Origin of the sequence: Paraglaciecola polaris LMG 21857 (assembly GCF_000315055.1) — a bacterium.
Lineage (GTDB): Bacteria > Pseudomonadota > Gammaproteobacteria > Enterobacterales > Alteromonadaceae > Paraglaciecola > Paraglaciecola polaris.
This window is the reverse complement of record NZ_BAER01000017.1, coordinates 1-26,384: the sequence shown is the minus strand read 5'-3', so window position 1 is coordinate 26,384 and position 26,384 is coordinate 1. Positions and strand designations below refer to the sequence as shown.

General features: G+C 44.1%; 20 protein-coding genes and 1 pseudogene. 11 read left to right on the top strand and 10 right to left on the bottom strand.

The features are described 5' to 3' along the window. Nucleotides 1–298 precede the first annotated feature (298 nt). Nucleotides 299–1,432 (top strand): annotated as a pseudogene (locus GPLA_RS02090) (nucleoside recognition domain-containing protein); the annotation flags it as partial. 79 nt (nucleotides 1,433–1,511) lie between these two features. Here the strand turns inward: GPLA_RS02090 and GPLA_RS02085 are convergent. Beyond that, entirely contained in the window at nucleotides 1,512–1,988 is a 477-nt protein-coding gene (locus GPLA_RS02085) for an NYN domain-containing protein (RefSeq protein ID WP_007103153.1), read from the bottom strand. 365 nt (nucleotides 1,989–2,353) lie between these two features. Between GPLA_RS02085 and GPLA_RS23660 the strand changes: the two genes are divergently transcribed. Further along, a complete protein-coding gene (locus GPLA_RS23660) occupies nucleotides 2,354–2,521 on the top strand; it encodes a hypothetical protein (RefSeq protein WP_007103152.1) in 168 nt (55 codons plus the stop codon). A gap of 104 nt (nucleotides 2,522–2,625) precedes the next feature. On the opposite strand, the gene GPLA_RS02080 is transcribed toward GPLA_RS23660, so the two are convergent. The 4 genes from GPLA_RS02080 to nadK form a co-directional block, all read right to left on the bottom strand. Beyond that, entirely contained in the window at nucleotides 2,626–4,212 is a 1,587-nt protein-coding gene (locus GPLA_RS02080; RefSeq protein WP_007103151.1) for an ABC-F family ATPase, read from the bottom strand. Nucleotides 4,213–4,627: 415 nt separating this feature from the next. Continuing rightward, on the bottom strand, nucleotides 4,628–4,984 hold the full coding sequence (locus GPLA_RS02075) for an outer membrane protein assembly factor BamE (protein WP_007103150.1): 357 nt from the start codon (nucleotides 4,982–4,984) through the stop codon (nucleotides 4,628–4,630). A gap of 113 nt (nucleotides 4,985–5,097) precedes the next feature. Continuing rightward, nucleotides 5,098–6,771, bottom strand: a complete 1,674-nt coding sequence (recN, locus tag GPLA_RS02070) for a DNA repair protein RecN (protein WP_007103149.1) — start codon at nucleotides 6,769–6,771, stop codon at nucleotides 5,098–5,100. A gap of 94 nt (nucleotides 6,772–6,865) precedes the next feature. Beyond that, on the bottom strand, nucleotides 6,866–7,741 hold the full coding sequence (nadK, locus tag GPLA_RS02065) for an NAD(+) kinase (protein ID WP_007103148.1): 876 nt from the start codon (nucleotides 7,739–7,741) through the stop codon (nucleotides 6,866–6,868). Nucleotides 7,742–8,007: 266 nt separating this feature from the next. Between nadK and nagZ the strand changes: the two genes are divergently transcribed. The 3 genes from nagZ (at nucleotide 8,008) to GPLA_RS02050 (ending at nucleotide 11,089) form a co-directional block, all read left to right on the top strand. Then, nucleotides 8,008–9,006: a beta-N-acetylhexosaminidase gene (gene nagZ / locus GPLA_RS02060; RefSeq protein WP_040513832.1), complete on the top strand. Its 999-nt coding sequence runs from the start codon at nucleotides 8,008–8,010 to the stop codon at nucleotides 9,004–9,006. Between the two features lie 124 nt (nucleotides 9,007–9,130). Next, entirely contained in the window at nucleotides 9,131–10,507 is a 1,377-nt protein-coding gene (locus tag GPLA_RS02055; RefSeq protein WP_007103146.1) for an SLC13 family permease, read from the top strand. 255 nt (nucleotides 10,508–10,762) lie between these two features. Continuing rightward, nucleotides 10,763–11,089: a YunC family protein gene (locus GPLA_RS02050; protein ID WP_007103145.1), complete on the top strand. Its 327-nt coding sequence runs from the start codon at nucleotides 10,763–10,765 to the stop codon at nucleotides 11,087–11,089. A 52-nt stretch (nucleotides 11,090–11,141) separates the two neighbouring features. On the opposite strand, the gene GPLA_RS02045 is transcribed toward GPLA_RS02050, so the two are convergent. After that, complete coding sequence (locus GPLA_RS02045) at nucleotides 11,142–12,140, bottom strand: LysR family transcriptional regulator (RefSeq protein WP_007103144.1); 999 nt, start codon at nucleotides 12,138–12,140, stop codon at nucleotides 11,142–11,144. 293 nt (nucleotides 12,141–12,433) lie between these two features. Here GPLA_RS02045 and GPLA_RS02040 point away from each other — a divergent pair, with 293 nt between their 5' ends. The 4 genes from GPLA_RS02040 to GPLA_RS02025 all read left to right on the top strand — a co-directional run bounded on the left by GPLA_RS02040 (nucleotide 12,434) and on the right by GPLA_RS02025 (nucleotide 17,863). Then, on the top strand, nucleotides 12,434–14,023 hold the full coding sequence (locus GPLA_RS02040) for a flavin monoamine oxidase family protein (RefSeq protein ID WP_007103143.1): 1,590 nt from the start codon (nucleotides 12,434–12,436) through the stop codon (nucleotides 14,021–14,023). Beyond that, nucleotides 14,013–14,627, top strand: coding sequence for a c-type cytochrome (locus GPLA_RS02035; protein WP_007103142.1), 615 nt, complete (start codon nucleotides 14,013–14,015; stop codon nucleotides 14,625–14,627). The genes GPLA_RS02040 and GPLA_RS02035 overlap by 11 nt, the downstream gene beginning before the upstream one ends. Nucleotides 14,628–14,645: 18 nt before the next feature. Further along, a complete protein-coding gene (locus tag GPLA_RS02030; protein WP_007103141.1) occupies nucleotides 14,646–15,143 on the top strand; it encodes a RidA family protein in 498 nt (165 codons plus the stop codon). A gap of 110 nt (nucleotides 15,144–15,253) precedes the next feature. Next, complete coding sequence (locus GPLA_RS02025; protein WP_007103140.1) at nucleotides 15,254–17,863, top strand: TonB-dependent receptor plug domain-containing protein; 2,610 nt, start codon at nucleotides 15,254–15,256, stop codon at nucleotides 17,861–17,863. Nucleotides 17,864–17,947: 84 nt separating this feature from the next. On the opposite strand, the gene GPLA_RS02020 is transcribed toward GPLA_RS02025, so the two are convergent. The 3 genes from GPLA_RS02020 to GPLA_RS02010 are packed head-to-tail and all read right to left on the bottom strand — an operon-like array spanning nucleotide 17,948 to nucleotide 23,468. Then, nucleotides 17,948–19,384, bottom strand: coding sequence for a CsiV family protein (locus tag GPLA_RS02020; RefSeq protein WP_007103139.1), 1,437 nt, complete (start codon nucleotides 19,382–19,384; stop codon nucleotides 17,948–17,950). Further along, nucleotides 19,384–22,866 carry a transcription-repair coupling factor gene (gene mfd / locus GPLA_RS02015; RefSeq protein WP_007103138.1) on the bottom strand — a complete coding sequence of 1,161 codons (3,483 nt, stop codon included), beginning with the start codon at nucleotides 22,864–22,866 and terminating at the stop codon, nucleotides 19,384–19,386. Before mfd ends, GPLA_RS02020 begins: the two co-directional genes overlap by 1 nt. Nucleotides 22,867–22,871: 5 nt before the next feature. After that, nucleotides 22,872–23,468, bottom strand: coding sequence for a PilZ domain-containing protein (locus tag GPLA_RS02010; protein ID WP_040513831.1), 597 nt, complete (start codon nucleotides 23,466–23,468; stop codon nucleotides 22,872–22,874). A 296-nt stretch (nucleotides 23,469–23,764) separates the two neighbouring features. Here GPLA_RS02010 and GPLA_RS02005 point away from each other — a divergent pair, with 296 nt between their 5' ends. Next, nucleotides 23,765–24,976, top strand: a complete 1,212-nt coding sequence (locus tag GPLA_RS02005; protein ID WP_007103135.1) for a lipoprotein-releasing ABC transporter permease subunit — start codon at nucleotides 23,765–23,767, stop codon at nucleotides 24,974–24,976. A gap of 155 nt (nucleotides 24,977–25,131) precedes the next feature. Next, nucleotides 25,132–25,689 carry a phosphoribosyltransferase gene (locus tag GPLA_RS02000; RefSeq protein WP_007103134.1) on the top strand — a complete coding sequence of 186 codons (558 nt, stop codon included), beginning with the start codon at nucleotides 25,132–25,134 and terminating at the stop codon, nucleotides 25,687–25,689. Nucleotides 25,690–25,861: 172 nt separating this feature from the next. On the opposite strand, the gene GPLA_RS01995 is transcribed toward GPLA_RS02000, so the two are convergent. Continuing rightward, nucleotides 25,862–26,384, bottom strand: a 523-nt coding sequence (locus tag GPLA_RS01995) for a YHS domain-containing (seleno)protein (RefSeq protein WP_040513804.1), incomplete at its 5' end; no start/stop codon positions are given.

Below are 26,384 nucleotides of genomic sequence, written 5' to 3'. Positions count from 1 at the left end.
TTGACAATCGGCTTGACTCGACGATCTGATCAACGCGTACCGAGAACGTTCAACTATTTGTTCAACAAGTCCCTCAAAAATACACGTGAAAGCTAAGCTAGGGTGGCTCAATGCCACTCACTCATTAGATTAGATAATATCACAAGCAATTTTTAGAAAAAAAGCACTCAAACCAACCAGACCATAGCTGCAAGAAACATACACTTAGTTCGATAAATCCAACCAACCAAGCACTAGGTATTAGAAATAAGAATTGAATTTAAAAAAGGCAATTCCAACCCTAGAATGCAAATAGCCATTATTCCAAAGTATATTTACTTGGGCCACCCCCCTAATGGACGGCGTTGAAAGTTTGATTGGGTTGTTGGCCCAGGTGGTTACTTCTTCCATTGGCCCTGGAATAGTTAACGATTTTTTACAGGATGCGTTATTTGGTGGATTTGGTTCATTCCTTGTGTTTGTGCCGCAAATAATGGTTCTGACCTTTATCATAGGGTTACTGGAAGACAGCGGTTATTTAGCCAGAGCCGCTTTGATATGCCATAAACCACTAAGCTATTTTGGACTATCAGGGCGCAGCTTTATTCCATACCTATCCGGGCATGCGTGTGCGATCCCTGCAATTATGGCGGCCAGAACGATAGAGTCGCCTCGTAAGCGTTTGATCACCATGATGACGATACCACTAATGTCGTGCTCTGCTCGTTTACCTGTTTATGCGCTGCTTATAGCGGTTCTTATCCCTGATACTACCTATCTCGGTGGCTTGTTTAGCCTTCAAGGCAGCGCATTTTTTGTCCTGTATTTCTTAGGTATATTCACCGCACTTACGGTCAGCGTTTTGCTCAATAAATTTACTGATCGCGACAGCGATAAGGCTGAAATGCCCTTTATCCTAGAGCTACCGAATTATCGTTTACCCCACTGGAAGCCCTTGATGTTAAGAGTGCTCACCAGTGCGAAGCAGTTTATTCGCCGTGCGGGTCCGGTTATTTTTGTGGTTTCTGTGGTCATATGGTTTTTAGGCTACTTTCCCAGCCCAGAGCATGCACTGCAGGATTCTTACTTAGCGATGATAGGGCAGTGGATCGAGCCGATTTTCGCACCGTTAGGATTAGACTGGCGTTATGGGGTCGCAATTTTAGTCTCATTCTTAGCGAGAGAGGTTTTTGTTGGCGCATTAGGTACGCTATTTGGTATTGAAGGCGCTGACGAGAATATCGCAGGCCTAGCGGCCAATATCCAAGCTGATGGCCTTACGCTTGGGGCAGGGCTAGGATTGCTGATTTTCTATGTAGTTGCCTTGCAATGTGTGGCCACGGTCGCGACACTTAAGGGCGAAACAGGCAGTAAAAATATTGCATGGGGGTTGTTTGTGGGCTATGGCATGCTGGCATACAGCCTTGCCTTTATTGTTTCACATCTATTTTAACTCATCATATTGCTATGGGGGTAATGTGAAGGGGTCTGTCGTTGGCAATCGGTAGACTCCTATTGGCGTATTTAAAGGTTTACTGAAGCAATGATTTATCGATTTCGACAAACGTATCACAAGCGTTCACCAATGAGTTTGCTGTTAAAGATGGGACGCCATACACATGGGTGTCGACCCCATGCTTGTTTTTTACTGTTTTAAGAAGTAGGTCAAAATCGCCGTCCCCTGACAGCAACACAACGCGATCTACCTGCTCCGCGGCGTCTAGTACATCTATGGTGATCCCCACATCCCAATCACCTTTAGCGGAACCATCGCTGCGCTGAATAAAGGGTTTTAATTTTACGTTAAAACCTATGTGCTTCAGTGCCGCTTGAAATTTTTGCTGCTGGGTATCATGGCGTTCTGTCGCATAGGCATTGGCAATCATAATATCGCCTTGCGCACTTAGGTGTTGCCAAAATGTACGATAATTAAATTGCTTTTTGTATGCGTCTCGAGTGGTGTAATAGATATTCTGCACGTCTACAAAGACAGCAATTTTAGTAGGCATAGATATTTCTAATGGTAAAGAACCGATGTGCGATAATAGCATTAAATATTACTAAATTAGCTATTGCCTTTATTTTTAAAACACTGTAATGTGCTGCCTTGCTTGTAAATCATCCTCCGCATTTATAAGCATTGTGACCATTTCGGTCGCTTGTTAATGTTTTGTCTTACCTTGATCCAGTCAGCCAGCATTTAAAAAACAAAAATATTAAGCTGAATTATTGAACGGCGAATGAGCGAGTATGTGCTTGCTATTTATCACTCCTAGACTTATATAAAGTCGCAAAGTAATCGTCAAATCTATAGTGAAGCTTCGTTGAATTTCGCGGGATAAATTTATCGCGCTTATTGAAAGAGAGTTTTATTATGTCTTATTTATATAACGGTTCGCAGATCCGTGTCATGCACCCAGTGCATTCAATTTCTGTAAACAAACAAAGCGTGGCATTTGCCGACAAAGAAGGTCGTCAAAATACCAGATTTGCTAATGCAAATGAAGCTAAGCAATTTGTAAAATGGTTAGTTAACGCCTAATCAAAAATAAGGGTGTAAGTGCCCTAATTTGACAAAAAAAGCCTGAATTACATTTATGTGATTCAGGCTTTTTTGTATCTCACTGTAAAGCGGAAGTAGGGGAATTAAGCCCCTAAACTTTCTAAATAGCTTTCGTAATTGCCGCGGAAATCAACGATGCCATTTGGCGTAATTTCAATAATACGTGTGGCAACCGAGGATACAAATTCGCGATCATGACTGACAAAGATAAGGGTACCTGCATAGTTCTCTAGTGCTAGGTTTAATGATTCGATGGACTCCATATCCATGTGGTTGGTCGGCTCATCCATCACCAAAATGTTTGCACGTTGGAGCATTAGTTTGCCAAACATCATTCTTCCTTGCTCTCCCCCGGAGATCACTTTTACGGACTTAGTGATTTCATTTTGTGAGAATAATAGTCGACCTAATGTACCGCGCATGACTTGCTCGTCATCCCCTTCCTGGGCCCACTGATACATCCATTCCATCAGCGTCATTTCTTTTTCGAATTCATGGGCATGATCTTGAGCATAGTAACCAATGTTAGAATTTTCAGACCATTTCACTTCGCCCGCGGTTAAATCAGTATCGCCGACTAAGCATTTTAATAAAGTCGTTTTACCTAAACCGTTCTCACCGATAACCGCAATGCGCTCACCTACCTCTACCATTAAATCTAAACCGTTATATAACTCTTTGTCATACGACTTGCTCAGGCCGGTAACTTCTAACGCGAGACGATGGAGCTTTTTGGTTTGTTCGAAACGAATGAAAGGTGTTTGTCGACTAGAAGGCTTAATGTCATCTAGTTTGATCTTATCAATTTGCTTTGCACGGGACGTAGCTTGTTTAGATTTTGATGCATTAGCAGAAAAACGGCTTACAAAGGTGCGTAGTTCAGCTATTTGAGCTTTTTTCTTGGCATTATCAGACACCAAACGTTCTCGGGCTTGCGTTGATGCGGTCATGTATTCGTCATAGTTACCTGGGAAAAGACGAATTTCACCGTAATCTAAATCAGCCATGTGGGTGCATACACTGTTTAAAAAGTGACGGTCATGGGAAATGATTATCATGGAGCAGTTACGCTCGTTAAGGACATCCTCAAGCCAGCGAATGGTATTAATATCCAAGTTATTGGTTGGTTCGTCGAGCAACATGATGTCAGGATCAGAGAAAATAACTTGAGCAAGCAATACACGTAGTTTCCAGCCTGGAGCGATTTCACTCATGGGTCCGTAATGCTGTTCAACGGGAATGCCAACGCCAATCAGTAACTCACCTGCTCTTGCTTCAGATGTGTATCCATCCATTTCAGCAAATTCGGATTCTAAATCTGCAACGCGAATGCCATCTTCTTCCGTCATGTCTGGATTAGCATAAATTGCGTCACGTTCTGCTTTTACTTTCCACAGCTCGTTATGACCCATCACTACTGTATCAATGACGCTGTATTGTTCGTAAGCAAATTGATCTTGTTTCAGCTTACCGATACGTTCCCCTGGATCAGTGGATACATTACCGGCTGATTGCTCTAAATCTCCCCCTAAAATTTTCATGAAGGTTGATTTACCACAGCCATTGGCGCCGATCAGGCCGTAACGATTTCCGTTACCAAATTTGACTGATACATTTTCGAACAATGGCTTTTCGCCAAATTGCATAGTGATGTTTGCGGTCGTTAACAATGTTTTCTTCCGAATATTTGAGGTGAAAAGTGTTATTCCTAGTTACTGAATGCACTTAATCTGAAGTTGCTAATGCACTTCAGCCTTTTGAAAAGGGCGAGACGAGACTGAGGAAAAATTCGGCGCATATTATGCCACAACTATCAGCAACTCGGCTAATTTTAGCCTGAATTACCGATCTTTTTATGACAATACCCAGTAAATTACGGCTGAGGAAATCAAAGACGAAAATATAATTCAAGATTGGCGTCAGCGAAATAAGCATTCACTAAGCAGACAATAGAAGTGACGGGGAATAAATCAGGCGTAGGGACGAAAATAGTGCGTACAAAAGGTAAGGGGCCTTTTCTGTATTATTCATGATGAAGACAACAGAAAAGGCCAATCGATATTAAGGTACTAACTTGTTCAGTTATTACTCATCAAGGGGAGTATTGAAGTCTTCAGACAACTCAAAATCACCCGTGATTTTGTTAATATGATTATCTAAAAAGTGAATTTTTAGTTCCTTACGAAAATCTTTTCCGCGCTTGGCCATGCCACGTTTCATTTGGTAAAGGTAGTACCAAGTGTCGTGATCAAACGAGTCTTCAACAACAGGCTTACCAAGCACGTATTCGACCTGCTCTTTTGTCATGTTGATACGCAATTTTTTGACATCTCGCTCGTCCAAAAAGTTACCTTGAGGAACGTCAATTCGATAAATCCAGTCAGCACAAGCAGACAACATCAAAGCGGCGGCAACTACCACCAATAAATTTCTAAACTTCATTCTTATTTAATATCTCAGCTGTTAGGTAAATAATGACCCTACAGGCACTTCGCTAAAGGTCGATAGGCGAAGCATCCTAACTCAGCCAAGATAGCCTAATCAATGCATAATTGTTAAGAATTACTGATTTGTAGTAACTCTTTGGCGTTGGCGAGCGCAGAATCTGTCAATTTGTCTCCTGCTAGTAGACGTGCCAACTCGGCAATTCGTTCATTTTCTTGTAAAGAAATCATATGGGTTTCTGTGGTTTTCTTATCACTGAACTTAGTGACAAACATTTGATTGTGCGCTCGGGCTGCTACTTGCGGTAAATGCGTCACACAAATTACTTGGCATGTTTCGCCTAATTTACGTAATAAGTGACCCACCACTGAAGCCGTTGAACCGCTAATCCCGGTATCAACTTCATCAAAAATCATGGTAGCGACTTGACTGCTGTGTGAGCTAATAACTTGAATAGCTAAACCAATGCGCGATAACTCTCCACCTGATACCACTTTCTCGATTTTATCGAGTGCCTGGCCTTTGTTGGTTGATACTTTAAAATGAATGCCATCCAACCCTGATTTTTGTGGGGCGTTATGGGCGGTATATTCCACTTCTATTTTAAATATCGCGTCACCCATGTTCATCTTATGGATTTCACTTTCAACTCGTTTGGCTAATTTACTCGCCGCCTTAACCCTAGATTGACTTAATTTCTCGGCACTTAGAAAATACTGCTTCTCAAGTGCAAGTAATTCATCTCTTATGCTTTCTAAAAGATCGTCATCATCTGATAGCTGAGATAGCTCTTGGGCTAAACTGTTGTGATAAGCATATAGCGCTTCCGCTTGAACCTGATGCTTTCTGGCTAAGTCTAAGGCTTGGGAATATCGCGCTTCGACTTGTTGCATTTTCATAGGATCAATTTCTAATTGCTCAGTGTAATTCCTAAGCTCTTGTGCAGCCTCATCGATTTGTATGCTTGCTTCGTTTAACAAGGTTACAATTGGGCCCAATGTAGGGTCGTGCTCTTGTAACTCAGTTAAACGCTCAATACTGTGTTGTACGGCTGACAGCGCATTAAAATCATCCGCTTCGTAAAGTTGATAAAAACTTAATTGCGTTTGCTCTAATAAGGTTTGGCTATTACTGAGTTTTTTATGCTCAATTTCTAGCTCAAAAAATTCGCCATCCCCAATCGCAAACTCATCCAATTCAGACACCTGATAAGACAGCAGTTGATAGCGGTCTGCGCGTTGCTGCTGGCCTGCTAATAATTCTCGGTAGCGTTTTTGCTTTTGCTGAAGGGCAGTATGATGATCTGCAACCGTTGCCAAAAGAGCAGGGTGCTCGGCAAAGTTATCCAGTAGTTCTCGTTGCGTATCGGCTTTTAGTATTTGCTGATGAGCGTGTTGCCCATGAATGCTCAATAAATATTGCCCTAAGCTTTTAAGTTGCTGCAAAGGTACAGATGAACCATTTATAAAAGCTTTTGAGCGACCTTCACTGGAAATAACACGTCTGATTAAGCAATCATTGCCATCGTCTAATTCCTGCTCTTTGAGCCATTTCTGCGCAAGGGGTAAATTACTGACGTCAAAGGTGGCGCAAATTTCAGCTTTACTTGCGCCACTGCGCACAAAGCTAGCATCCGCTCTGTCACCTAGACACAAACCTAATGCATCAACTGAGATTGACTTACCAGCACCGGTTTCACCGGTTACTGCCGTCATACCTTGGGCTAAATCGATGTCTAAAGATTTAACGACCGCGAAATTACGAATTGATAGATGAAGTAACATACGCAACACATGTTTATATATACAGTAACTGTAAATATATACATATTTTTACGGCTGTCTAGTGATCGCTTAAAATTTATTCTACCGCAGGATATTAGTAGAGTTTACTACCCCATCCGAGTTTCGTGCGTAACACGTTGAAATAATTGTAATCTTTAGGGTGAATTAGCGATAACTTGGCTGGGTTTTTGCGAATAATAATTTCATCGCCGGGCAGTACAGCAAGCACAATGTGACTGTCACAACTTACTTGCAAATTATCTTTATTTTCCGGGGATACTTTAATGCGTACAGTACTATTTGCATCGACCACTATTGGGCGGGCGCTTAACGTGTGCGGAAACATAGGTACTAAGCTGAGGGCATCTAAATTTGGGGTGAGTATTGGTCCACCGCCTGATAATGAATACGCCGTAGAGCCTGTTGGTGTGGCAACAATGAGACCATCAGAGCGCTGACTAAAGACAAAGTTTTCGTCTAGATAGACTTCAAACTCCATCATGTGGGCGACTTTGCCATGGTGCATAACGACTTCATTTACCGCAGAATTGGTGCTTTGCAATTCTCCGCCTCGATAGACTTCTAACTCTAGTAAAAAACGTTGCTCGGTTTGGCAATCACCGTCGAATATGGTGTCTAGCTGGCGTTCAAAATCATCCGGGTTAATATCCGTTAGAAAACCTAGATTACCCCGGTTAATACCCACCACAGCGACGTTATGTTTAGCGAGTACTCTTGCCGCACCCAGCATGTTACCGTCGCCACCTACCACAATCGCTAGGTCTGCTTGGGTACCTATGGTGTTCAGATCCGCTATCTCAAATCCATTGCCTTTCAATTGTGATGCGCAGCTTTGCTCCACAATCACCCGACAGTCCTTGTTTTTAAGATAAACAATCAGTGCTTGTAAGCTTAAATTGGCTCCCTGATGGGCTTGTTTGCCTATCAATCCAACGGTGTGAAAACCCATAGTAACTCATTAAAATAACGCATTTGGGTTAGTATAATCATCCCCAGTGGTGAAAGTCATAATTTTTTATGTCTATGATTTTACTATGCCTTCTAACGATTGATTTGTGTTCAATATTTAATTGCGCGGTCATTCTTTTAACGCAATCGGCAGGGACCGAATGGTTAATATCTGCATATTGTGTGTATTGACCCTTTGTTTCTTCTCTGTGTTCTCTTATAGTGCATCTAATTCAACAAGTTATAAGATTTTCCATGGGTCCATTAATGTTAGATGTCGCAGGTTGTGAACTTACACCTGACGATAAAGAGTTACTCGATCATCCCCTAGTCGGCGGCGTTATCTTATTTAGCCGCAACTATCATGATCAAAAACAATTAGCTGAATTGATCGGTCAAATTCGCTTATCAGCACGTAATAATATTCTAATTGGTGTGGATCACGAAGGCGGGCGGGTACAACGCTTCCGTCAAGGTTTTAGTGCTATTCCGGCCATGGGCGATATCTTTAATCGTAGCGCAGAAGTCATGACAAGGGCTGAACAATACTGTGACACCTTTGGTTGGTTGATGGCGGCAGAGTGTTTGGCGTTTGATATTGATCTTAGTTTTGCCCCAGTGCTTGATTTAAATGGCGTGTCCGATGTCATTGGCGACCGTTCGTTTCATACCCAACCCGAACCGCTCATTAATTTAGCCAGTCATTTTATTACTGGCATGCACCGAGCCGGTATGAAGGCCACAGGGAAACATTTTCCCGGTCATGGCAATGTTAAAGAAGATTCTCATATTGCGATGCCGATCGATGGTCGCAGCCTAGAGCAAATTGCTGAGCTCGATATGTATATTTTCACTCAGTTACATGCCAAAGGTCTGTTAGACGGTATTATGCCAGCGCATGTGGTGTACCCAGAAGTAGATGATATGCCAGCGGGTTTTTCCAAAGTGTGGCTGCAGACTTACCTACGTAAACAAATGGGTTTTGATGGGGTCATATTTTCGGATGATCTATCCATGCAAGGGGCAGCGTTTATTGGTGATTTTGCCGCTCGAGCCAAAGCCGCTCTGCACGCAGGATGCGATATGATTTTAGTGTGCAACAACCCTGACGCCGCGGCACAGGTTATAGATAACTTACCGAGTAATATGCCAACTAATACACGCTTGGCTAAATTAGCCAAAGCACCCTGTGGTGATTTTAACGCTTTGAAAAAGACCAAAGAATATACTCTTGCACAGCGCAGTTTAGCTGAATATTACCATTAAATTGCCGATAGCAAATTTGGCATTCATCTATGTTGAATGCCCGCGCGAGCTTAATATGCCGTTTACATATAGCTAACGGCTAGCACGCACTTTTTAGCGATAAAACGATAGGGAACTCACCATAATGCACTTAGCGCGTCAGCACTTTATATTGATTGGCCCTATACTTGCCATTGGACTCTACGCGTTTTTGCGTCATTATGAATTGGACTATCTACCTGCGATTACGGCAGCAATTACGTTATTGACTGTGGTGTGGTGGGTAAGTGAAGCGCTACCTATTCCTGCTACATCTATTATTCCCTTTGCTTTGTTACCCTTGTTTGGTGTGCTTGATCATGGCACTGCCGCTTCGGCGTTAGGTAGCCATGTTATTTTGCTTCTCATGGGGGCATTTATGCTTTCCACTGCGCTTGAGCGCAGTGGTGCTCATGAACGTTTGGCTGTATACATGGTGCGTATGGTAGGAGTAAGCAGCGGCAGGCGTCTGGTGATGGGGTTTGTGTTGGCGACGGGTTTTCTCAGTATGTGGATTTCAAATACCGCAACCGTGTTGATTATTCTGCCCATGGCTTTAGCTGTGTTATCCCATGTAGATAACCCGAAACTTAAAGTGGCTCTGATCCTCGGCATTGCCTATTCTGCCAGCGTGGGGGGCTTAGGGACCTTAATTGGCACTCCTCCCAATGTAATCTTCGCCGGTATCTATCAAGAGCAAACCGGACAGGAATTTGGGTTCCTTGCCTGGATGAAGGTCGGTGTACCCGTTGTGCTCGTTAGCCTACCTATTATTGCCTTGTGGTTAACCCGAAATGTCACCCTTGAGCACGACATCGAACTGCCAAAACTCGGCCCTTGGCGTAAGGAAGAATCCCGTACCTTGTGGGTATTTGGTTTAACTGCGTTAGCTTGGATAACCCGCAATGAGCCGTTTGGTGGTTGGAGTACTTGGTTTGATGTTCCATATGCAGGCGACAGCACCATTGCCCTTACTGCTGCTGTGGTGATGTTTATTGTGCCAAATGGTAAAGGCGACCGCTTATTAGATTGGCAAACAGCTAAAACGATCCCATGGGGAATTTTGCTATTGTTTGCTGGCGGGATTGCTCTCGCCAAGGGATTTAGCGCATCGGGATTAAGTCAAATTCTAGGGGATTGGTTACTGGGGTTAACAAGCCTACCTTTAGTCATGGTTATTTTAGCCATTTGCTTAATTGTGACCTACCTCACTGAAATCACCAGCAACACAGCAACCGCTACCTTGCTGATGCCTATTTTAGCGGTTGCGGCTATGTCATCGGGCAATGATCCTGCGTTGTTTATGATCCCTGCGGCGATGGCTGCAAGTTGCGCCTTTATGTTACCTGTTGCCACAGCGCCTAATGCTATTGCTTATGGGACGGGTGAAGTTGAGATAAAAGACATGGTCAAAGAAGGGGCTATTTTAAGCTTTTTAATTTCAACTATCGTCGGGCTAATATGCTTTGGCTTACTCAGTTAAATTCGTTATTCACAATAACTACCATCCCCTGAGGTTATGTGGCAATTTTGGCCAGAGTGAAAAACGAAACGAGTACTTTTTGTGCAATATACTGGCTAGTATCGTTAATTTGGTGCAATAAAATCAGTCGCTTACCCTACAAGTCTTAAAAATATTGCGCTGCCCCTGTGGCATTAATACTGCACTGCCTAACAGCGGATAGCATTGAGATGACCTCAATTGCGTATTAATGACGGCAATTTAAGGAGCCAATAAATGGGTAGAGTCATTGGGATAGCGTTAAGCTTATTCGTTAGCGGGAATGTGTATGCCGAATCTTTTGATTGGGGGGCGTTAAAGCTTGCGCGTATCGAGTTACAACTTCCATTGCTAACGGCGCAAGGTGAAAAAGGGTTGCTGGCCTGTGGTTATGTGGACGTGAATACCTGTGATAAAACCGGTGAAGCCTGTGCCATTGTATCCGGGGTACGCAATCACGATGACATGCTAACTCAGCCCGTACTGGCTGTGTCTAAAGCGGCCAGTATATTAGGTGTTGAAGTCGGCATGACAGGCACACAAGCATTGGAAATAATGCGTTAATAATACGCGTTTTGCATTTTTATCTTATTACCGGTAATCCACTTACCGGCGTCTACCCGGCGACGGCAGACTCTACGTTTATAACGGATGATTGGCGATATTTGGTATCGAGCAATGTGCCCCGCCAACTGTGATCAGCATGCAGGTTGGCGGTGGTTTCGCGGATCAGTTCAAACACGGCAGCCACAGCGGCATTTTTCCGTTGATGATCAGACAAACGTAAAAAGACATCTCGTTTTAGCTCAGGTTGAATAATATTAATCGCTCTAATTTGCTGACAGGCCTCTAAGTGGCAGGTTGCTGATGACGGATAGATGGCTAAACCGAAACCTTGGGACACATAGTGCAGCGTTGTCATCAGTTGACCGAAGGCATTTCTGGTTTTCAGTTTAATACCTAATTTTTCAGCTTGTGCAACGAGCAATTCTGGCAACGCGTCGCGTTTATCAGGCATGAATAATTCATAGTCTTGCAGCGATTCAAACGGAATGGACCCGAATAATGACAGTTCGCTGTAACTCGGATTTTTAGGGCGAGGTGAGATGTACAAATACAAATTCTCACTTAACAAGGGCAGGGTATTGGCTGCATTTTTATTGAGCTCGGCGTTATAACATAAGGCGATGTCAATTTGCTGTTCCGCAAACCAGTTTTCCACCATATAAGACGGCCCCACACGAAACGTTAACTCTACATTGGCAAAACGGTGCTCTAATTCCGTCTGCAATTGAATCGATAATACATTACAGATTGACTGACTCAGGCCCACTACAACTTTGCCTTTGCATTGGGTCTGTTGGCCAATGAGTGCTAGTTTAGCTTGGTTGATCTGGTTGAGAATAAGGCGAGCGTGTTCTTCGAATTGCTCTCCGGCTGAGGTTAACGCCACGCCACGAAAATTACGCTCGAACAATTTTATTTTGAGCTCATGCTCCAAATTCGCAAGTTGTAAACTGATAGCAGGTTGTGCGACGTCTAAAGTTTTTGCCGCTCCTGATATACTTCCTTGCTCGGCAGTCGATAAGAAATACGCTAATTGTTTTGTGTTCATTCACGACCCAAAAATATGCTGTTACGGCCAAAGTCATTTTGATTAACCATTTTCTTAACATCGAAAAGCAAATTTGATGCCGTAAAACTGATTGCCCAAGTTGAATTAACCGAAAATTACCTTTTTATATTCTCCTTACCTACTACGTAGCCCACTAAAAATATAGGCCATAAAAAAAATATGGGGCCGCACAATAGTATTGTGTGTTCTGTCATTCAACCGGTATCGCTAGCATAAATATCTGATTTATCCACCTTTCCTCAAGATTAATTAGGATTTACGTTAGAACACTTATGCTAAATATTACTCGAAGACAATTTCTCAGTTACGTAGGGGCAGCAGGTGGTTCATCAGCATTACTTAAAACGAGTTTAGCTCTGGGGTTAATGCCTGATGATAACTATGCTGGACCGGTTAAAATCAAACCCGCAGCCAACGGCGAGCAACCCACTGCACTTATTTTAGGTGCAGGTGTGGCTGGACTTGCCACCGCCTTAGAATTGGAAAAGGCGGGCATTCATTGCACCATTTTAGAAGCATCATTTAGACCTGGAGGACGCAACTTAACTGTGCGCAATGGCGATAAAATTGATGAAATGGGTAACCCTCAAATTTGCCAGTTTGATAAACAGGATAATTTATTTTTCAATTGTGGCCCTGCGCGTATTCCTGGCCACCACAGACGTATATTGCACTATTGCAGAGCACTGAATGTGCCATTACAGATCAAAGCCAACAGTAGCAAGATGGCTTATTTTCATGATGACAACTCTCTAGGTGGTAAGCCTAAGCGAATTATTGAGTACCACACAGATGTACGTGGCTTGATGTCTGAATTACTTTGGAAGTCGGCTGAAAATAATCAATATGATCAACTCTTAAGTGAAGATGACGTCGCCAAATTAATGAAGTTTTCACAGACCTATGGCGATCTGACTGAAAATGGCAAATACATTGGCAGTGAGCGTGCTGGGTCGACCACAGACCGTATGCTGGAATTCCCTAAGCCCCATGCTCCCATTGAGTTAAAGGCCATGCTCGACAGTCAATTTTGGTATGGCGGGTTAATGGGGGCCGAGCTTTACGATTGGTGCGAACCGTTAATGGAGCCCGTGGGCGGCATGGACGGTGTGATTAAAGGCTTCTTGCGTAACTTAAAGACCCAGCCGGTATTGAATGCCCAAGTGAAGAAAATTTACAACCGCGATAATGGAGTTGAGGTTACATACGAGCAGGGCGGCCAATTGCATACCGTGCAAGCGGATTATTGCTTTAACAATATTCCCGCCTATTTTATGGCCGGTATCGACAATAACTTTTCAGCGACTTATCAGTCTGGCTTAGACAGTGTTAAGCGTGGGCATTTATTCAAAATAGCCTATCAAATGAGTGAGCGTTTTTGGGAGCGTGACGGTATTTATGGTGGCATCAGTTATACCACGGATCCCATTGGTCAACTTTGGTATCCATCCCACGATATCCATGCGCAAAAGGGCATTTTACTTGGCGCTTACACTTGGGATCCTAAAGTGGGTGCCATGTTTGAGAAAATGACCCCAGCAGAGCGACTGACCGCTGGTGCGTTATATGCCGAGAAAATCCACCCTGGTTACAGCAAGTATATTGAGAACGGTATCAGTATCCCGTGGGCACGTATGAATCATCAAATGGGCTGTGGCATGCGCATGAGTCCAGAAGATTTCGATCAGTATTATTCCTTACTGCAAAAACCTGAAGGGCGCCATTTTATGATTGGTGATCAGATAAGTCACCACAGTGGTTGGCAAGAAGGTGCGTTAGCGTCTAGCGAGCAAGCACTGCAACAATTTAATCGATTAGTCAGTACTAACACTAAAAGTGGAGAAGCTAGTCATGTCGCTTAAGTCTACTCTTTTCATTCTTTTATTGGCCAGTGCAGGGGGGACGTTGCAAGCATCTGAAATCCCTACACCAGTAGGTCTTGAATATTGCACTGTATGCCACGGTAGTCAGTTAAAAGGCAATGCCAATATCGGCGCGCCCAGACTTGGCGGATTATCTAAATGGTATATCGAACGTCAATTAAGCAACTTCAAAAAAGGCGTGCGTGGTGCACATTCCAGTGATGTGACCGGTAGTGAAATGCAATCCATGGTGAGACATTTAACCCCAGGTGATATTTCCGCAATTGCCACCTGGATAAGTAAAACTGAATCCCCAACGCCCAAGCTCACCGTGCATGGCGATATCGAGGCGGGTAAAAACTTGTATCAAGGCTGCGCAGCTTGCCATGGTGCTGATGCGTCTGGCAATAAAGCCATAGGAGCACCTGCTTTAAACGGTATCAACGACTGGTACCTACTGACCCAAATAAACCATTTTCGTTCAGGTATTCGCGGCACAGAGCCCTCGGATGTGTACGGACAACAAATGAAAGCCGCTGTATCTACGGTGCAATCAGATCCTGATGCGGCAAACCTTGCTGCTTATATCAGCCAACTTAATTAATCTTTAGGAGTTACACACATGAAAAAACACTTATTACTAACCGCCGCAGCTGCATTATTTAGCACTAACAGTTTTGCCGATGTGACGCGTCATGCATTGCCAAACAACAATCCATTTCCAATTTCTCGTGCGGTTGAAGTCACCCCTGATACCACATTGATTTTTCACGCAGGTATGACCCCAGGACCTGTCAATGCAGAAGCAGAAAAGGGCAGTCGTGAGTATTACGGTGATACCGAAACCCAAGCGCTAAGTGTGTTCAAGCGCCTCGAAGGCTCGTTTACAGACTTAGGTGTTGATTTTGGCGACGTGGTCAAAATGCAGGTTTTCTTGGTGGGTGACCCAAGCATGGACGGAAAAATGGATTTTGGCGGCTTCATGAAAGCCTATACAAAATATTTCGGTACTGAAGCGCAACCTAATAAACCGTCACGTTCTGCCTTTCAAATTGCAGGGTTGGCTGGTGGTCCAAATATGTTGATCGAAATCGAAGTGGTACTGGCAAAGCCTGAGTAAAAAAGCCACGTAAATAGGAGACCTGCTCGGGATGAGCAGGTTGTGCAATAACGGATTTAGCCAAGTTAATTAGCTCGCAAAAATTATAAAATAATAAAAGGTGAACACACATGCTCAAGCAAAATAAACTTAGCAAAGCAATTAAAACCGGTTTGGTGACATGCGCATTTAGTTCAGTGGCGCTATCGTCAGCAATGGCACAAGAAACACAAACACCCGATGAAGCGGCAATTGCAGCAGCGTACGAAAAAGTTGTTATAACGGGTTCTCGCGGCGCGCCTCGCTCATTAGCTGATTCACCGGTACCTGTAGACGTACTCAGTGAAGACGATTTAGCCTCTGTGCCTTTTTCAGATACCAACGACATCCTCAAAACGTTAGTGCCGTCATATTCACTACAACGCCAACCTATTTCAGATGGTGCGTCATTCATTCGCCCAGCGACTTTACGTGGTATGCCAACGGATAAAACTTTGGTATTGGTTAATTCAAAACGCCGTCACCGCTCAGCCTTAGTGCAAATCGGTGGTTCAGGTACCCAAGGGCCAGATATCGCGACTATTCCGGCTTCTGCCCTTAAAGGTGTGGAGGTGTTAAGAGATGGCGCCGCTGCGCAATACGGTTCAGATGCCATTGCAGGGGTGATTAACTTTGTATTAAAAGATAACGATGAAGGGGGCTCTTTTTCTGTTGAAGGTGGTCAGTATTATGAAGGTGATGGTGATCAAGTAACGATTACCGGTAATATTGGTTTTGCCCTAGGCGACAAAGGTTTCTTTAGCTTGTCAGGTGAATACGCCGATTCAGATTCGACCAATCGTGGTGAGCAATATTGTGAAGACTGGTTTTGTGCTGACGCGAGCGACCCTCGGGGCGCTGCTAATCCGTACTTAAGCGATCCTGACTTTGTTGCCGGTTTGGCGAATGCAAATTTAGGTGGCGAGAACGTGGTTCAACCTTGGGGTCAGCCAAATACCTCCGCTACTCGGGTGTTTTTTAACTCAGGTTATGAATTTAATGATGATATGAAGTTCTACGCTTTCGGTAACTATTCAGAAAGTGAAGGTGATGCATCATTCTATTATCGTTATCCAGGTAACGGTACCATTGAAGATTTACGCCAAGAAGACGGCTCAATTTACAACCCGTTAGAAAAATTCCCGGGTGGTTTTACCCCGCGCTTCTTTGGCGATATTACTGATTTCTCATTAGTCGGTGGCTTAGAAGGCGAATTTGCCAATGGCATTACCTATGATTTCAGTGGTCGGTTTGGCTCTAACGAGATTAAATACACGTTAAAAAATACTATCAATCCGTCGTTAGGGGCTGATTCACCTACTTCATTTCGCCCAGGTGATTTAACCAATGAAGAAACTCAGTTCTCAGCAGATTTTACCAAATATCTTGATTTTGGTTTGTATTCAGATGTGCTTCTTGCGTTCGGTGCTACCTACATGGAAGAGAGCTATGAGCTAACCGGTGGGGATGAAACGTCTTACTCTGCTGGCCCTTATGCAACATCAGATCCTTGGGGATTTTGTGCTGATGGTGCGGCAACCGCAGCAGGCTTAGAGGTCATAACGAATGGCTCAACACTAGATTGTGCCAATGGCGATGATCCTGTGTATCAAGTTGTCGGTGTCGGCTCGAACGGTTTCCCTGGTTACTCTCCTGAATACTCAGGTAAATATGAACGTGATATGCACGGTATTTACGGTGATGTGAGCAGTGATGTGAGTGAAGACTTATACTTGCAAGCGGCTATGCGTTACGAAGATTATTCAGATTTCGGCTCTGAATTAGTCGGTAAAATTGCGTTTAAATACACACTTACCGATGAATTCAATATGCGTGGTTCAGTGGGGACGGGTTTTAGAGCACCTACACCTGGTCAGCAAGGTACCACCAACGTGTCAACGCGTTTGCCGGATGGCTTACCTGTTGCAACGGGCTTGTTCCCAGCATTAAGCGCTGTGGGTCAAGCATTAGGTGCAGAAGCACTTAAACCTGAAAAATCACTTAACTATAGCTTGGGCGTAACAGGCAGTATTGATGATTTGAACGTGACGTTAGATTTCTATCGTATCGAACTTGAAGATCGTTTCTATGCGGTATCTACTTTAGATGTTTCGACGGATGAAACAGATGCTGATGCATATGCCAACTATCTTAAATTAGAAGCGGCTGGTGTGGCTGGCGCCAATACGATTGGCGGTGTTAACTACTTCCAAAATGCGTTTGATACGGTCACTAATGGTATGGATTTTGTGGTGACATACACCATGGGTGATACGGTACTCAGTACCTCTATTAACTATAACAAAACAGAAATTGATTCGGATGCATCAGATTTCTTGAACGCTGAAGATCAATTTGATTTAGAAAATGCCATTCCAGAATGGCGCGGTGTAGCTTCGGCAAAGCATAGCTTCGATGCACTGACGTTACTGGTACGTGCTAACGTATACGGTTCGTATACTAATGCTATCGACTCAGATGCAACGATTAAGCAAGATTACGATCCAACGGTATTCTTCGACTTAGAAGCGAGCTACCAAATCAGTGAAAATGTAACGATTGCTGCAGGTGCACGTAATATCTTTGATGAATACCCAGATAGCGACAACAGTGACGAATGTTGTGGTGCTGTTTACTGGTCAAGCAACATAGTTGATTGGCAGGGTGGTTACTACTATATGCGATTGAATACAGTGTTCTAGTATTAACCTAGGTTAATACATGCAAAAAAGCGGCTATTTAGCCGCTTTTTAATGTTTGTTTAAAACCAGTACTGAATCAGTACTTTACTCACTCAGCTTTTCATCACTGATCTTGGGTGGCTCATAGCGACGAATTTGCACCACTACACCAAACAATGGGTGATCAAAATAATGCAATTGCTTGGAAATAACCCGACGAAGTTGATCAAATTGAAAACTCTGTAAGAAGTTATTGGGTTTCACGTCGGTTTCACCGGGCAGGCGCAGGGTAATAGGGGCGCGAAACTCTAGGTTACTGTCTATGTGCAAATAAGGAGTACGGCCTAAATTCTCAAGGTAAACATTAAAGTCGCCTTCCAGTTGCCATAATGGACGCTGAGCGGCTTGGGTAAAGTCTTCAGGGTCAATGCTGGTATCCGTGTCATCATGAGTTGATTGACTCCAGTCGACAATTTGGGCTGGCTCCGGTGAATTTAAAGCGGCGTTTATCTGGGCAAATAAAGCGTTATTCGATAAGCCTACCGGCTCGTTAACGAGAGCTTGCTCTTGCGCCATAAAGCGTGAGTCTTGAGCCACTTCTTTACTCTTCTCTATTTTACGTTGGCCATCTTGCTCAAACTCCAGAGCGTAGTTTTCCCCGGCTATCAATTTCAACGGTTGAGCTTTATCGCGACCAAATACCACTGGCTGGCGCCATGTAACATGTAGTATCGGTGTTAGGTCTTTTTGCCAGCGAATTTTTTCTTCCAGTTTAGCCAATTGTTGTGCTGATTTTGGCAATAAATACGCGCTTTGGCGATTGGGCCATTCCACGCCGTCAATATTCAGCGGCATACCGGTCGGTTGGGATACTGGTATCAAATGATCATAAGGGCCTGCCAGTAAAATTCGATCCTCTGCATAGCTACAAGGCAGTGTTTTTGGTAGCTGCCAATTTATCCACTGAGGTGCAGTGATGGTATATTGGGGATCGATGCTGTCTGCATTTTGCTGGTCATACATTTCACCGTCAATATCTAGTGTGCCACTCGTGGCATCTTTATTACTCACGCTATCAAGTGAGTCTAACTGAGCATGAACAATAGTCGCGTCAGGTGTTAGCGCGTCAGTTTGATTATCAAAGTGTGAAAAATCCGCCTGAGTGAAAACCTCATTGGCTAAGGTTAATGCTTTATCGCCTTGCTGCTCAGAATGCGTTTCAGTGCTTGCCTGTGATGTGCTACATACGGGCAAGCCGGCGCTGACGTAAGTTAAATTCGGCGAAATATAGTCACTGAGCAAATCTAAAGCGGAAGGTGAAGCGAACTTTGGTACCTGATGGTCAAAACTCTCAGCAATCGATTGTGTTGCTATATCACGTTTAAATACAATGACTTCCACGTCGAACCACCAGTCATTGGCGTTTGCAGCGGTACTAACACCTAGAGTGCAGCTCAACGCTAAAAATGAGGCGGTGAAGTGGCGTTTCCGCGAATTTTTTGGGCGCATTGACGTAGAACTAAGACTAAAAATATTTGGCATTAAGCGGCTCGTAATTGCTGGCTAAATTCATTTAACATATCCAGGATAAGTTGCAGTCTATCGCTGGCCGATTCTGTTGGCACATTAAATTTCAATTTGTTTGCCCCTTCCAGGCGATAAATACGTGGCTGAGACTGGATAAGCTTAATGATAAAGCTTGGATCTATTTGGGTTTTGTCTGAAAACTCGATGGCTCCGCCGGCATTATTAGCTTCAATTTTACTGATACCGATTTTCTTAGCAGCAAGCTTCATCAGGCTGATTTGGACGATATTCTTCGCTGCATCTGGTAGTAAACCAAAGCGGTCAATGAGTTCGATTTGTAGCTCGTTTATCTGTCGTTCATTTTTACAGCTCGCGAGCTTTTTATACAAAGACAAACGCGTATTGACATCACTAATGTAATCGTCCGGAAATAATGCCGGTACACGCAGTTCAATTTCAGTTTGATTGGCCAAGGCGGCGTCTAATGATGGCTCTTTGCCTTCTTTTAACGCCTCAACCGCTTGCTCAAGCATGTCCATGTACAAGGTAAAACCTATGGTGGTGATTTGCCCTGTCTGATCATCTCCAAGCAGTTCACCTGCACCACGAATTTCTAAATCGTGTGTGGCCAGCGCAAAGCCCGCGCCCAAATCTTCCATTGATGAAATCGCATCGAGTCGTTTAATGGCATCTTTGGTCATGCGCTTGGGATGTGGGGTTAATAAATATGCGTACGCTTGATGGTGAGAACGACCTACACGCCCACGTAATTGATGCAATTGTGCTAACCCTAAATGATCGGCGCGATCCATAATAATGGTATTGGCCGAGGGCACATCAATACCGGTTTCAATAATCGTGGTACAGACCAACACGTTGTGACGCTGGTGGTAAAAATCACCCATGACTTTTTCGAGTTCTCGCTCGCGCATTTGACCATGGCCTATGGCTACTCTGGCTTCTGGGATAATTTCGGCTATTTCTTCTGCTGTGCGCTCAATGCTTTCCACTTCGTTGTGCAAGAAATACACCTGACCACCGCGCAGGATTTCCCGCATGATAGCTTCACGGATCAGTTCTTTACTGCGCTGCTGAACAAAGGTTTTAATAGCTAAACGCTTGGCGGGTGGGGTTGCAATAATCGATAAGTCACGCATGCCTGATAACGCCATATTCAGCGTTCGTGGTATCGGCGTAGCGGTCAAGGTTAAAATATCCACATCAGAGCGCAGGGCTTTAAACTTCTCTTTTTGGCGCACTCCAAATCTGTGCTCTTCATCAATTACAACCAAGCCTAAGTCAGAAAATTTGACATCGTTTTGCAGCAATTTATGGGTGCCAATGACGATGTCGACCTTGCCATCGTCTAAGCCGCCCATCACGCCTTTTTGATCTTTGGCGCTGGCAAAACGTGACATCACTTCAATTTTGAATGGCCAGTCCGCGAAACGGTCTTTAAAGTTTTCGTAGTGTTGTTGCGCAAGCAGGGTGGTGGGGACCAAAATGGCCACCTGTTTGCCTTGGTTGGCAGCAATAAAGGCCGCGCGCATGGCCACTTCGGTTTTACCAAAGCCCACATCACCACAGACTAAGCGGTCCATGGCATTGCCACTGCCCATATCTTGGATAACAGCATTAATTGCCTGCTGCTGATCTAAGGTTTCTTCAAATGGAAAACTATCGCTAAAGGCTTGATATTCGTCCCAGGCTATCTTGTAGGAATAACCAGGTTTGGCTGCACGTCTGGCATACACATCAAGTAACTGGGCTGCCACATCACGCACACGTTCCGCGGCTTTACGCTTGGCTTTAGTCCAAGTTTCTGTGCCTAAATGATGCAGGGGAGCTTGTTCGAGGTCGCCGCCACTGTAGCGGCTAATTAAATACAGTGATGAAACGGGCACATATAATTTGGCTTGCTTGGCGTATTCAATTGACAGGTACTCTGTGGTGATCCCGCCGGCGTCTAACGTTTGCAGGCCAAGGTAGCGGCCCACACCGTGGTCTAAATGCACCACAGGTTGACCGATCGCGAGCTCAGCCAAGTTGCGAATAATAGCGTTTTCGTCGGTAGCTTGGCTTTTATCCCGCAGGCGGCGCTGGCTAATTTTGTGCCCAAGTAACTCGGTTTCTGTGATGAATGCCAGTTCGTTATTATCTTCGAACAGGACAAAACTGTGTTCTGCTAGCCCGATAGTGATACCTATCTGCTCTTTACTTTTATGAAAGGCATCTAAATGATCGAAGGCTTTTGGCTTAATACCCGCTTTGGTCAGTAAGTCGAGCAGACTTTCCCGGCGGCCTTGTGACTCGGCGCTAAACAGTACTTTGCTACCACTTTTTTGCCAATCCGCTATGCGCTGTTTCAGCGTGGCCCAAGGGACTTTATTCTGCGATTTAATGGCGATATCGCCAATGGTGCGGGTGGCAAAATTGGTGACACCGGCTTTTTGTTCTTTGGCGCTGTGATCTATGGTGATCCGCGGCCATTTCTTTAACGCGGCAAATAACTCTTCGCGGCGTAAAAATAGATCAGCGGGTGCCATTAATGGCCGACTCAGGTTATACCTAAGTTGCTCATAACGCTCATTCACATCGGTCCAGAAAAATTCGCAGGCAGAGCCTAAATCACCTTGCAACATCAATAACGTGTCTGGATGTAGGTAATCAAATAAGGTGGCGGTTTGGGCAAAAAACAAGGGTAAATAGTACTCGATGCCGCCTGGCATCATGCCTTTGCCTACTTGGTAATACAGGGACTCTTTGGCATTACTGGGGTCGAATCTTTCTAAATACTGTTGACGAAATAAGGCGATACCGTCTTTGTCAGTGGGGAACTCACGAGCGGGTAATAATTTGATTTCATCAATTTTATCCCCCGAGCGTTGGCTGTCAGGATCGAAATAACGAATACTGTCTACGTCATTATCAAACAAATCGATACGAAACGGTTGCTGACTGCCCATTGGGAATAAATCAATGATACTGCCACGTATAGAAAATTCGCTATGGCCCATGACCTGATTTACATGTTGATAGCCTGCGCGCTCTAAACTTAATCGAAATGCATCTATGTCTAAGGTCTGATTCACTTTTAAAATCAGCAAATACTTGCTCAAGTAATCGACCGGGGCCATGCGCAGCATCAAGGTATTCACGGGCACGATAAACACGCTATTTTGTGCTTGGGTTAGACGGTAAAGGGTCTCAAGACGCTGTGAAATAATATCCTGATGGGGAGAAAAGTTATCGTAGGGTAGGGTTTCCCAATCAGGGAAAAGCTGCACTTGAACCTTCTTACCTAACAAGAAAAAGCTCAACTCTTTTTCTAATTTCATTGCACTTGGGGTGTCTGCGGTAACCAATAGGATCGGCCCCTTGGTTTTACCCGCCGCATTTGCGATGGCCATCGCCAAACTACTACCGTGCAGGTTTCCCCAGTGAATAGCGTCCCCTTGGCCTTTGGCTAAGGTTGGATTAAAAATACTTGTTGTCATGTAAATCAGTCGTTCTTTTGTTGCTTGGCGCGTTTACGTAACTGCGCGGTTTGAAGATGTAAACTGGCTCGCACGAGAAGATCTTGATCTTCTTCACGTATACAGTTGTAAATAAGTGAAACGTGAAAATTATCATCAATGCTTTCGCAACTAATGACTTCGCCGTAACAGAAGATAGCCGCCGCTTCTTCCTTTAAAAATAACTTAAGCTCGATGGTTTGCTCGACAGCATAAGGCTGGTCGCACTTTACAACTATGCCGCCACCGCCAAATTTATAAGACTCGAATGCTACACTGGGATCGTCTTGCTGTTGCAGTACCAAGGACATCAAGAGATCAATTTTACGGGATTGAGCATTTAGAAAATTGGCTAATTCATCCGCGTGTTCACCCATATTACGCAGTGCTTTCAATGCCTGAGCATCGATAGACGTTGCCTCAGTTGCCACGCGAAACGCATAGGGCATATGTTCGCCCAAATCTTCAACGTCAGGCAGCACAAAGTCCGGTCCAAGCGCTTTGAAATTAACCCGAATAGCATGTTCTATGGTAAAAAATTCATTGAACTGCTGCTGTTTTTCTTCAAGGCTTAAGCCGTGCATGTCTTCCCCGCTATTTATTCCGTAACCCTTGATGTTGACGCTAAGGGTTAAACCATTCATTGCGCCCAACGCAAGGTCATTTATGCGCCAATGGCGTTGTATTTGCTCTGTGTCTTCATCAGGAGTTATGCCTAGGTAATCATTGTAACCTTGTTTGCACTATGACCAGAGCGTATTATTCAAAAAACGTTTTACTTTACCATGAGTTAAGCGATTATTTATTACCACGTTTATTCTGCACCGTTATTGTTATCGCTGAATTATCCCTAACCCTTGGCTAAGAGTCTATTGCTAGCATGTTTCACTCTGTTTCCGCATTTATCGGTTTGCGTTACGCAAAATCTTCTAAAGGTAACCATTTTATTGCGTTTATCAACGCTTTTTCCGCCATTGGTATTGCCCTTGGCTTGATGTCTCTGATCACCGTTTTATCGGTAATGAACGGTTTTGAAGGCGATTTAAAAGATCGAATTTTAGGCATAGCTCCCCATGTCGTCGTCGATACGCAAGGGGCAAGTGATGAGATCATTTCATCACTTGCCCAGTTGCCCGGTGTGGTGGCGACCAGCGATTTTATTGAATCTGAAGGCGTGATCCAATCCGCGCGCAGTTTAGAGGGGGTTATGATCCAAGGCGTAGAGCCTGAAATTACCGCCCAGCACTCCATTATCGCCAATAATATGTTGGTAGGGGAAATAAGTGACTTAACTTCAGGTAGCTATGGGATTGTTGTCGGGCGTGCTCTGGCCTCGCGTATTGGCCTGCGTGTGGGGCAGCAGACGAGAATCATTTCGGCCCAAGGTAGTGTGTTTGGGCCATTCGGGCAGATGCCTAGTCAACGTTTGTTCACCGTTGTTGGGGTATTTGATGTGGGCTCAGAGCTTGATGCAAAAGTGATTCTGATGAACATCAATGACAGCGCAAAACTCATGCGCAACAAAGTGAGTCGCATTGCTCAAACTCGGCTATTTTTGCACGACCCCTTTGAGTACAAAACGGTGGTTGATAGTGTTTCTCAGCTTGGTCTTGCCAGCGATGATTGGCGCACTCGCCAAGGACCATTATTTGATGCGGTCAAAATGGAAAAAAACATGATGTCCTTGATGTTGCTACTCATTATTGCCGTAGCAGCGTTTAATATAGTGTCTGCTTTGGTCATGGTGGTGACCGAGAAAAAGGGCGATATCGCTATTTTGCTGACCCAAGGCTTATCGCGTCGGCGCATTATGCAGGTATTTCTCTTTAACGGTTTGTATAACGGCATCAAAGGGACTTTATTTGGGGCGTTAGGGGGCTTGTTGTTGGTCAGTCAGCTCAACAATTTACTCCGTTTATTCAATGTGCCCATTATGGCGGCAACAGGGGGCGAGGGCTTACCGATTATTATGCATTGGCAGCAAATTGCTATGCTCATTTTATTCTCTTTGTTGTTGTGTTTTGCTGCCAGTATTTACCCTGCTTATCGAGCGGTAAAAGTTGACCCCGCCAGTGCATTAAAATACGAATGAATTCACAGGCAAGTGCTTGAATTGGTCACAAATATGCAATATTCCTCGTCTCATATTGGATTATTTCAGTGTATAATGGGCGATGATTTCATATTCGCCCGTTGGATTGTTAGGTTACGCAATTCGCGGCAGTTTACGCTTTAAAGGGTTTTTCGATGGAAAAAACATTTATCACCGCTCAGCAGTTATTAGAAGATTCCTTCCGCTTAGCATCAAAAGTATACGAAGACGGCTTTCGCCCTCAGTTCATCATTGGTATTTGGCGCGGTGGTGCTCCCATCGGCATCGCAGTGCAAGAGTACTTTGACTTTAAAAAAGTAGAAACTGATCATATTGCTGTACGTACTTCGTCTTATTACGGTATTGATCAGCAATCAAAAACCATCAAGGTTCACGGTTTACATTATTTAATTGAAAACGCCAATGCTGAAGATGACTTGCTTATCGTTGATGATGTATTCGATTCAGGCCGCAGTGTGGATGCACTGATCACTCAGATCAAAAAGCTTTCTCGTGCGAATATGCCAAAAAATGTGCGAATTGCGTGCCCGTATTACAAACCTAAAAATAATAAAACTGACATAGTGCCGGACTACTACGTACATGAAAGTGAAGAGTGGTTAGTTTTCCCCCATGAAATTTCAGGCCTCACGCCAGACGAAATCATCAATGGCAAAACAGACCTAGCAAACGTGCGGGACATTCTGGTTTAACTCGCCGTATCTGTTACAGCAAAATCTGTATATATTGAGGAGCCTTTTGGCTCCTTTTTTATGCCTGAATACATAACCAAACGGTGACCCGCCTAATAAGCCGTAACCGACCGTCAACCGTGCAACTTACCGGGCTCATTAGGTATTGAAACATGGCGTTATAGTTAACCGTTTAAAAACTAAATAGCTTAACCGTATTGTTTGTTTTCCAACGCTTTTTGGCCGCAATTTGCTCATGACGCTTTTCTGATTCAAACATCCAGTGTTTATTTGCAGCAATAAGGTTCTTGCTGGTGTCTTGGGACCACTGAGTACGAGCCTCTTCAGAAACGAACATGTACAATTTACCTTGCTGTAGCGTGTAAATAGCCGGGTTGGCGCTGACCTCTTTTTCCATGACCAAAGAGTGTGCACATAAGCCACCAAACTGAGGTAAATATTGGGTAGGGTTGTTAGCAAATTCTTGTTGATTTTCTTCACTCGTAAACAAGTAACGTTTGCCGTGATAAACCGCCTGAAATGCATCGTTACCCTGTTTGGCACCGCTTAAATTGAAATACGTTGTGGCGTCATATCCGCCCAATGCGAGTGTGGCCTGTTTTTCAAGGGTTGCTCGGTCCATTGATTCGGCTAACGCCACATTCATCGCTAAAACGTATAAGGTTAGAAAAATACCGGCGAGCTTGAGTAATCCC